This is a genomic window from Sporosarcina sp. P13, assembly GCF_002743055.1.
In the GTDB taxonomy this organism is placed as follows: Bacteria; Bacillota; Bacilli; order Bacillales_A; family Planococcaceae; genus Sporosarcina.
The window spans coordinates 1-8,557 of the sequence record NZ_PDYM01000057.1 but is presented as its reverse complement, the minus strand read 5'-3'; the positions used below and the strand labels follow the sequence as shown (position 1 = coordinate 8,557).

Genomic DNA, 8,557 nt, shown 5'->3' with positions numbered 1-8,557 from the left:
GACTCCGGGAGGATCAGCGGGACAGGTGAAACACCTAGCGAGCGAAGCGAGGAGTGTGGTTCACCGCCCGCCCTCCGGAACGCGTCCGGCTGCAGCGCAGATCAACGGCTTAGAACCACTATCCCGTTAACGGGCGCAGTTCTGGAATAAGGATTGTACCGCTAAAGAGCCATGATTGTTTAGTAAAAGAATAAGGAGGGGGTGCGAACAATTAACAAGAAAAGGAAATTAAAAAACTCCGAATGGAGATTAAGTATTATGGCTCCATTTGTATTCATCGGGGGTAGTATTGGAAGTCAAATTGTATTTTTTCCTGATACACCCTATCTACCTCCTATATATGGTTCATTGACTGGCGCCTTATTAATAGTCGCTGGCAATGCAATTTACGTTTTCTATAAAAGAATGAAAAAGAATACAAAAAGTAAAAATGATAATTAGATTTGAAAATGTTTTTGAATAAGTGCTGTTCAAGAACTCTTATGACTTTGCAATATACGGGTGCATTAACAGAATAGAGGTTATCCAGGAATCAGGAAAGATTTAGAAAACGAGCGCAAATCGTATCACAGATTTATGCTCGTTTTAATTTAGCACAAAAAGTCAAAGTTCATAAAAGTTATGTAGTTATACTGAATTCATTAGGTCGAGGAGGTGTTTAATTGTCTTATCAAGATTATGAAAAGGCTATTCAAAGGTCATTAAATTTTATCGAACAACACCTAACAGATAAATTACAGCTCCACCATTTAGCTGAACATGCAGGATATTCAAGATTTCATTTTCAACGTACATTTCGGAAGATTATTGGGAAGTCAGTTGCGGAATATATAAGAGAACGTCGGCTGACTGAAAGTGCAAGGATATTAATTACAACGGATCAGAGAATTATTGACATCGCTATGAGCTATGGCTTTAATTCGCAGGAATCCTATACAAGAGCCTTTAAAAAATTTTACGAGGTAACACCAGGAGATTATCGGAAGCTACTTAGAAAATTGATTAGCAAAGGAGAGTTCATTGTGAGTACAAATAATGCACCTACCGGTTGGATTATGACGGGGGAAACACCATTTGATTATGAAACAGGGTTGGACAACAGAGTTGTAAATAATGGAATTCATTCGGCATATTTGAGATCAAAGGATGAAAAAGCCCGTGGTTTTGCGACATTGATGCAACAAATTAAGTCAGATCAATATAGGGGAGAACGAGTTCGCTTTTCTGCATTTGTGAAAAGTACAGACGTTAAAGAGGCTGCGGGCTTGTGGATGCGAGTTGATCATTCTTCTGGAGAGGTACTTGCTTTTGATAATATGATGAATCGTCCGATCAAGGGAACGAACGAATGGAATCACTACAGTGTTGTATTGGATATTCCAGTAAAAAGTGAAGCGATAGCATTTGGAGTAATGCTAAATGGTTCTGGACAAATTTGGCTGGACAAACTTGGTTTTGAAATTGTAGATGTTAGTATCCCAGTGACCGAGCAGAGCTCTACAGAAGGTTTATCCCATGAACCCGTCAATTTAAATTTTGAAGAGAATGATGTTGCTAGGTAAAAGGGAATTAGATCAAAAAAAGAAGGAATTAATTAACTGTGAAAAGGCCGCCTAATCGGTGGTCTATTTACGTTGGCATAAACGAAAAAGGAAGTGATCAGCGGTGGCAGTGGCTATTAAACTGGTTGTGGCGGGTGTGGTGCTCTTTTTGTATTTTATTGCTTTACGAAAGGATGTAAAAAATCTTACGGAAGAGCAACGCAAGCGCCCATTTGTCTTTATTTTAGAGTTGCTCCCTACTATTGGACTCGTAACTTTCTTAGTCGGTTGGGTGATTTTGAGGAATGTACCCATAGGAGGTATTGCGATCATCTTATGTCTGATTGGTTTTTCTTCAGATACGATTCATCAGTGGAAAGATAACAGCGCACGTGAAAACTTCAAAGCCGTTGTTTTACTTTTGTTGATTGCGATTCTATTCTTTGCTTTTTTTCGGTGACGCCCGTGTAACCACTTGAATCATTCGATTGATAAAAGATACCAGGCCCCGAAAAAATTCAAATTGATTCAGAACCTAGTACATAAATGTTAGGGGAGGGTCGGGCATAGCATTACGTGCATCATATTTAATGAAACGAATTGTAATCATTAGTAGTTTTAGTGCTTCCTATACGAGTTAGAGGTTTCCAACTGGAGACCTCTTTTTATTTATTTTCAAATCGACAAACTTTTTGAAGACGAATTACGAATATACTTAAGAGACAATGATATGTGGAAAGCATGTGGTGAATCATGGACAGAGAAAAACGGTGGATTAATCAAATACAGAAGAACGCGAGCGAATCAGCAGCGAATGAACTCGTTTCTAAGTATTATAAAGAAATTTATGTATTTAGCTATAAACAAACAATGGATCATGATCTTTCCCTGGATTTGACACAGGAAATATTCATCAGTGCATTGCAATCCATTCATACATATGACAGAAAAAAAGCCTTGTTTCGGACTTGGCTTTACAGGTTAGCTTCAAATAAAATCGTGGATTATTATAGATCGAAATCCTATCGATACACGCAAATGGCTCGACAAATTGATGACTACGAGATTATGGACGAGGTAGATATGGTAATTTCACTTGAATACAAAGAGGAAGTTGAAAAAGTGACTGCAATCGTAAATCAGTTAGAATCTAGCTCACAACAAATTATCCGACTTAAACTATTCGGTGAGTACACATTGAAAGAAATCGCTACGATGGAATCTATTCCTTTATCGACAGTGAAAACAAGATACTATTCATCTTTAAAAAGGATACGTACAGAAATGGAGGAGAGGAACGGTGAATAAGGAAAGATTTATAGTCCCTGATTTGGATGAGCAAACCACTCGTATTCAAATTGTCAAGATTGTATCCGAGGGCGTGAAAACTAAACAAAGTTTCCCGTCGTATTTAAAGTCGATGCTTCAGCAAGTCGGCTTACGGCATATATTCTCGGATCGGTTGGAAATCACATTTATTTCATTCATGGTAATTATACTGGTCGGGTTGATCGTTATGCTACCAAACTATGGCCGAATTCAGGATATTTACAGTTACACTTTTTTACTATCACCTATTCTGTTTTTATCGTTATCTATCTTCACGTATATAAGCAAAACGCAAAATCATACGTATGAAGTGGAGATGGCTTGTAAATATAACGTCTATCAAATTATTGCTTTTAGAATGCTTGTTTTCAGTGTCTTTTCTATTGTGTTAAATACGATTGCTGTAGCGATTCTAGCCATACAATATGAAGAAATTCAATTCATGCGAGCGTTTTTACTTTCAATTACAGCATTGTTTTTATTCTCCATTTTATTACTGTTTGCATTGATGAAGCGCAGAACGACAGAAATTGTTGTAAGTACAGTTATCGGCTGGACAATCGGAAATCTCGTCTTACAGTCAGCGAATGTCCAATTATATAACGACTTGCTAATGAAAATGCCAATTTTCGTTAATGCAGTAATTCTAATCGTAATTGCATGTATGTATTTGCGGTGTGTAAAAAACTTAATTCATTTCAAACAGACGGAAGGGGTATTTGAATGATTGTTGTAAAAGATGTAAGCAAGCAATATGGGGACTTTACCGCGTTGCAAAATGTGAATCTTGAGTTCGGTAATGGTCTTTATGGTTTACTAGCACCGAATGGGGCTGGGAAGACAACGTTAATAAAAATGTTGGCGACATTGATTGCACCGACAGAAGGGGAAATTTTTTATAACGGAAAGAATATTAACGACATGGATGATCGATACCGGGAACGACTCGGCTATTTACCGCAGCAATTCGGCTATTACAAAAACTATTCACCTAAGCAATATCTGCTTTATTTGGCGGCGCTAAAAGGGATTGGGAAGAAAGATGCCCTCGATAAGATTGAGGAGTTATTAGAGAAAGTGGCGTTAAGTGATGTGGTGAATAAAAAAATGAAGAAGTTTTCCGGTGGGATGATTCAGCGTGTCGGTATAGCGCAAGCATTATTGAATGATCCGGAAATTCTTATTTTGGACGAGCCGACGGCGGGACTTGACCCAAAAGAACGCGCGCGTTTCAGGCACTTGTTAACTGATCTTGCACGTGAACGACTTGTTATCATTTCAACGCATATCGTATCGGATATTGAATCGATTGCAAATGAAATAATAATGATTAGAAATAAACAGTTGCTTTATAAAGATTCGGTTGCAGACATATGTGCGACGTTAAATGGATGTGTCTTTGAAACGACGATTGACTATGACCAGTTGGAAGACTTCCGAAAGAACAACATTCTACTTTCTGAAAAGCAGGAGTATGGAAACATGACTGTTCGATTTATTCATAAAGGCGATTCGGAAATTGAATGGACATCTGTGCCTCCACACCTGGAAGATGTATTCTTATACGAATACCGTGATGAGCTAGAAGGGGATAACTAATGCGCATTTTCCTTCATGAATGTAAAAAAGCACTCACATCTCCCATTTTGATCGCATTGCTTATCGTTTTCTCTGCTTTCAATATTTTCATCATCGTCAGTTCATCGGACCACAAAGAAGAATTGAAAATGGTGAATGAAATTATCGATCGATACGGTAGGGAAATAACAGACGATTCGCTGAAACAGTTCCAAAAAGACATTCAAAATGACTTGTTAGAGTTAAAGGGAATTACCGGCCAGCAATTCGACAGTGTTTATGTTTTTTTAGATGGATTACGGTTTGAGGAGCAGGAACAATACAGCGACAAAGACTGGGAATTCATTAATAGCTTGCAGTTGAAGGAAATGTATTTCAGTATGGCAAATTCTATTGATGAAAGTTATGCGGAAATTGATGTGGTAGCAGGGGGGCAAGGGGATCTAAAAAGATACGGAATAGGCGGCAAAGCGGCTGAAACCTATTCGGAGGAAAATGAAGAGTTTGCGGAGCGTTTTAAGGAAATGGTGAACAACGAAGAGCATAAGGAATGGTTTTTTGCAGGAAAGTCGTATTTCATGCATAGTTTTCTGTTTAAAACAGTTTTCCTGCACATTATTATTGAGTCACTGCTGTTGATTGTTTTAATGACCGCGCTTATTACGACGTATGAATTTGAGAACCGGACACAGTTACTTACATACTCCACACGTCGTGGCAGAAAACTGATGAAGGACAAGTTGGCTGCATCATTAGCAGTTTCTACAGTTATTTCACTACTATTATTCACGATTACGCTCGGTACGTATTTCTTCCTATTCGATTACTCACATGTTTGGGAAACATCGATTAGCAGTGCGTTCAATTGGGAATACAACTTTCCCAATGTCACATGGTGGGATTTATCCGTTGGTGAATTTTTAATAGGAGTGCTTGTACTTGTTTTCATCATCCAACTGCTATTTTCAGGTTTGACTTTTGCTTTGTCAGTCATTGTGAAAAGTAGTTATATTACATTCTTTCTTTTTGCAACGTTATTTGTACTAGGATGGCTTTTACCAACCTTCATGCCGAAGTCCTCCAACCTACTTTTCGTATCTTCTTATACCTTATCAACACTAACCATGGCAATTTCGCAATCATTCATGGGAAGCAACGGATTGATACTGTTCAAAAACTTTGAATGGATGACAATCAGCTGTTGGATGGTTATCACGATTGTATTTTGCGCCATAACATATAAATATTTTAGAAAAATGGACATCCAGTAAGGGGGTAGAAATAATGCGTGTTTTATGGAATGAACTGAAGAAAATTTTAACGTGGAAGATGTTGGTATTACTTATTTTCATTAACAGTGTGCTGTATTTTCTACTCATCGAGTTTGATATTGAATACTTTCCGAATGGTAGTGATATGTATTCTTATAACTTGGGTATTGAAATGATTAAGAAGTATGGAATAACAATGGATAGGGATGAATTTATCGACTTTGAAAAGACATATGCCGATGATGTTAAGAAGGCGGACGACTATTTGCAGTCCAGAGAGGAATTCGGTGAAGAGGGGCTGGAAACCTATGAAAAGTTTCGGGATTATGATTGGGTAAATCGTTCGGGCAAAGCAAGTGAACTTCGTGATGAAGTGTTTTTCAATCAATCAGTCGACCTTTTTTGGGAGTTGCAGGAGCGAGAAAGATTGATAGAGTTTTATAAGTGGAAAGATAGTATTCCGGAAAGACTTTCGAAGAAAAAGCAGCAACGTTTTGAAGAGTTGATTGCACAAAAGAAATTCGGATTATACCCTGAAGTCGCTTGGATGAATTTTAAAAGGTTTATTGCAAATGTTGGCATTGCCATACTATTCAGCGTCGTGCTAGTCATTTCTCCAGTTATCTTGAAAGATCGATCGAGACAAATTGTTCCAATGCAATATACAACAAAAAAAGGAAGGAAACTTTTTAGGACAAAGATCCTTGCAGGTGTCATTGCGACATTCATTGTAATTACAGCCCTGCTAACCGTGTATTTCAGCTTATATTCATTGAATAACACGTCCATGTTTTTTGACGTGCGAGTTAATACCTTTATTGGAAATGAATCTTGGTTCGATCCGACGTTTTTCCAATTCATAATGCTATTTATATCTGGAATCTACATAATCGGGCTTGTCTTCGGGTTACTTTCTATGGCTTTTTCAAGCTTAGTTCCGAATATGGTTTCCTTGATAGGTATTCAAATTCCATTTGTAATCGGGTTTCTGATCATCGGATTATATCCATTGCTGCCAGATATGATTTCTATATGGAATCCGAAGTGGCTGTCACTGATTTCTTATTGTACGATAATTATCATAGTGATTTTATTTACCGCGGTTTTATGGAAACGAGAAAAGAAGATGGATATTTTATAGTGAATAAACGAAAGCCCACTATGCAAGGGAACCTGCCACTGGTTCCTCTTTTTTCGGCTCCTACTTTCTTAAACTATCCAACCGTTTTTCAACAAATAAAAATGTTGAACTAAAATGAGTGCAATAAAACGAACCAGACTCCTGAACAATTCAGAATTGTTTCGGGACCTGGTACCTTACACTCACTGGTATAACCTCTGGATGTAAAAAACATTTCACGGGCGGTACATTTCATTGGTTGTAATCACATTCACAATAAAAACTATGAAAATTCAATTTCACCCACTTAAATGACAACGAAATTCAATTTTGAAAACCCTCAACATGATACCTATCAACTTTCCACTCCCACAAAACTCAATTTCCCTGTTTTGACGAATCGAATCCATCTCCACTACACTCAGTGAGAACAGCGAGTAGTATTCTCTCGTTTGAACTAAAAAAATGATACAATAAAATTAACAGAATTCGAGGTAGGAGTGTATGGATTCTACATCACGTGTATTGAAACGGCTACCACTGGAACGTTTGATGGATCTAAAGGTCGATTATGCATTCAAACGATTATTCGGTAGTGAAAGCAATAAAAAGATTACGGTCGTCTTTTTGAATGCGATTTTGAAACGAACGGGTCGGGAGCGGATTAAGGATATTTCCTTTTCTGCAACGGAAGCTGGCGGGGAACATGAAGAGGATAAGCAATCGCGGTTGGATTTATTGGTGGTAACAGATGCAGGGGAATGGATTACTATTGAAATTCAGTTTACGAATCAATACGATATGGTGAATCGTTCCATTTATTATTGGGCAGGTGTCTATCGGAGTCCGATGAAACGAGGAATGAGTTATAAGGAATTACATCCTGTGATTGCGATTAATATTTTGAATTTCGCTATGTTTGATCAGACGGAAAAGTTTCATACGACGTACCATTTGTATGAGGATGAAGAACGTTTCAAGCTGACAAATATCATGGAATTTCATTTTATTGAAATGACCAAGTTGATTCGGGATTGGAAAGCGGAAAAGTTAAACCCGTGGGACGATGTGTTGGCGAAGTGGTTGTTGTTGCTAGGTATTGTGGACAAACGCAATGGGAAAATCTACAATGATATCTTTAAAGAATTGGAGGCTATCGCCATGAATGATGAAACTCTGCGTTCGGCATTTACAAGTTGGGAAGCGTTAAGTGGCACACCGGAAGAATTTTTAGCCTATGAATCCAGAATGAAACGCGTGCTGGATGAAGAGGCGGCTGTGAGGGAGGCTGAATTGCGGTTGCAAGAAGCTGTTCAGAAAGCAACAGAGAAGGCCACTCAAAGGGCAGAACGTAAGGCGCAAGAAGAGAAGATTAGAACGGTTCAAAGTCTTTTAGCAATGGGAGTAGAAGTTGAGAAAATTGCTGTGGCTACAAAACTTGATAAACAAGTAATTCTTAATATCCAGGAAGACATGCATTGTGAATGAAACGTGAAAAGTACCTGTACAAGAAACAAGCGTGAATGTGTAAACAAACACGAAAGTTTTCTGCACGGGTACTTTTTTACTAAATGGAAGTGATCAGCGTTGGCAGGGGCTATTAAACTAGTTGTGGCGGGTATAGTGCTCTTTTTGTATTTTATTGCTTTACGAAAGGATGTAAAAAATCTTACGGAGGAACAACGCAAGCGCCCATTTGTCTTTATTTTAGAGTTGCT

The 8,557-nt window shown here is 38.1% G+C and carries 8 protein-coding genes; all 8 read left to right on the top strand.

Features of this window, described 5'->3' with window-relative positions:
* The first annotated feature begins 662 nt into the window (after positions 1-662).
* The 8 genes from CSV79_RS16025 (at position 663) to CSV79_RS15990 (ending at position 8,327) form a co-directional block, all read left to right on the top strand.
* Positions 663-1,562, top strand: coding sequence for a helix-turn-helix transcriptional regulator (locus CSV79_RS16025; protein WP_099690054.1), 900 nt, complete (start codon positions 663-665; stop codon positions 1,560-1,562).
* 103 nt (positions 1,563-1,665) lie between these two features.
* On the top strand, positions 1,666-2,001 hold the full coding sequence (locus CSV79_RS16020) for a hypothetical protein (protein ID WP_099690053.1): 336 nt from the start codon (positions 1,666-1,668) through the stop codon (positions 1,999-2,001).
* Between the two features lie 293 nt (positions 2,002-2,294).
* On the top strand, positions 2,295-2,849 hold the full coding sequence (locus CSV79_RS16015) for an RNA polymerase sigma factor (protein WP_099690052.1): 555 nt from the start codon (positions 2,295-2,297) through the stop codon (positions 2,847-2,849).
* Complete coding sequence (locus tag CSV79_RS16010) at positions 2,842-3,597, top strand: hypothetical protein (RefSeq protein ID WP_099690051.1); 756 nt, start codon at positions 2,842-2,844, stop codon at positions 3,595-3,597. The genes CSV79_RS16015 and CSV79_RS16010 overlap by 8 nt, the downstream gene beginning before the upstream one ends.
* Positions 3,594-4,469, top strand: coding sequence for an ABC transporter ATP-binding protein (locus CSV79_RS16005; protein WP_099690050.1), 876 nt, complete (start codon positions 3,594-3,596; stop codon positions 4,467-4,469). The genes CSV79_RS16010 and CSV79_RS16005 overlap by 4 nt, the downstream gene beginning before the upstream one ends.
* Positions 4,469-5,719: an ABC-2 transporter permease gene (locus CSV79_RS16000; RefSeq protein ID WP_099690049.1), complete on the top strand. Its 1,251-nt coding sequence runs from the start codon at positions 4,469-4,471 to the stop codon at positions 5,717-5,719. The genes CSV79_RS16005 and CSV79_RS16000 overlap by 1 nt, the downstream gene beginning before the upstream one ends.
* 13 nt (positions 5,720-5,732) lie before the next feature.
* Positions 5,733-6,860: a hypothetical protein gene (locus CSV79_RS15995; RefSeq protein WP_099690048.1), complete on the top strand. Its 1,128-nt coding sequence runs from the start codon at positions 5,733-5,735 to the stop codon at positions 6,858-6,860.
* Between the two features lie 483 nt (positions 6,861-7,343).
* Positions 7,344-8,327, top strand: a complete 984-nt coding sequence (locus tag CSV79_RS15990) for an Rpn family recombination-promoting nuclease/putative transposase (protein ID WP_099690047.1) — start codon at positions 7,344-7,346, stop codon at positions 8,325-8,327.
* Positions 8,328-8,557 lie beyond the last annotated feature (230 nt).

What these genes read in the sequence shown, in the direction of transcription:
- CSV79_RS16015 (WP_099690052.1), top strand. Translation starts at nt 2,295, where the DNA reads ATGGACAGAGAAAAACGGTGGATTAATCAAATACAGAAGAACGCGAGC.
- CSV79_RS15990 (WP_099690047.1), top strand. Translation starts at nt 7,344, where the DNA reads ATGGATTCTACATCACGTGTATTGAAACGGCTACCACTGGAACGTTTG.
- CSV79_RS16000 (WP_099690049.1), top strand. Translation starts at nt 4,469, where the DNA reads ATGCGCATTTTCCTTCATGAATGTAAAAAAGCACTCACATCTCCCATT.
- CSV79_RS16005 (WP_099690050.1), top strand. Translation starts at nt 3,594, where the DNA reads ATGATTGTTGTAAAAGATGTAAGCAAGCAATATGGGGACTTTACCGCG.
- CSV79_RS15995 (WP_099690048.1), top strand. Translation starts at nt 5,733, where the DNA reads ATGCGTGTTTTATGGAATGAACTGAAGAAAATTTTAACGTGGAAGATG.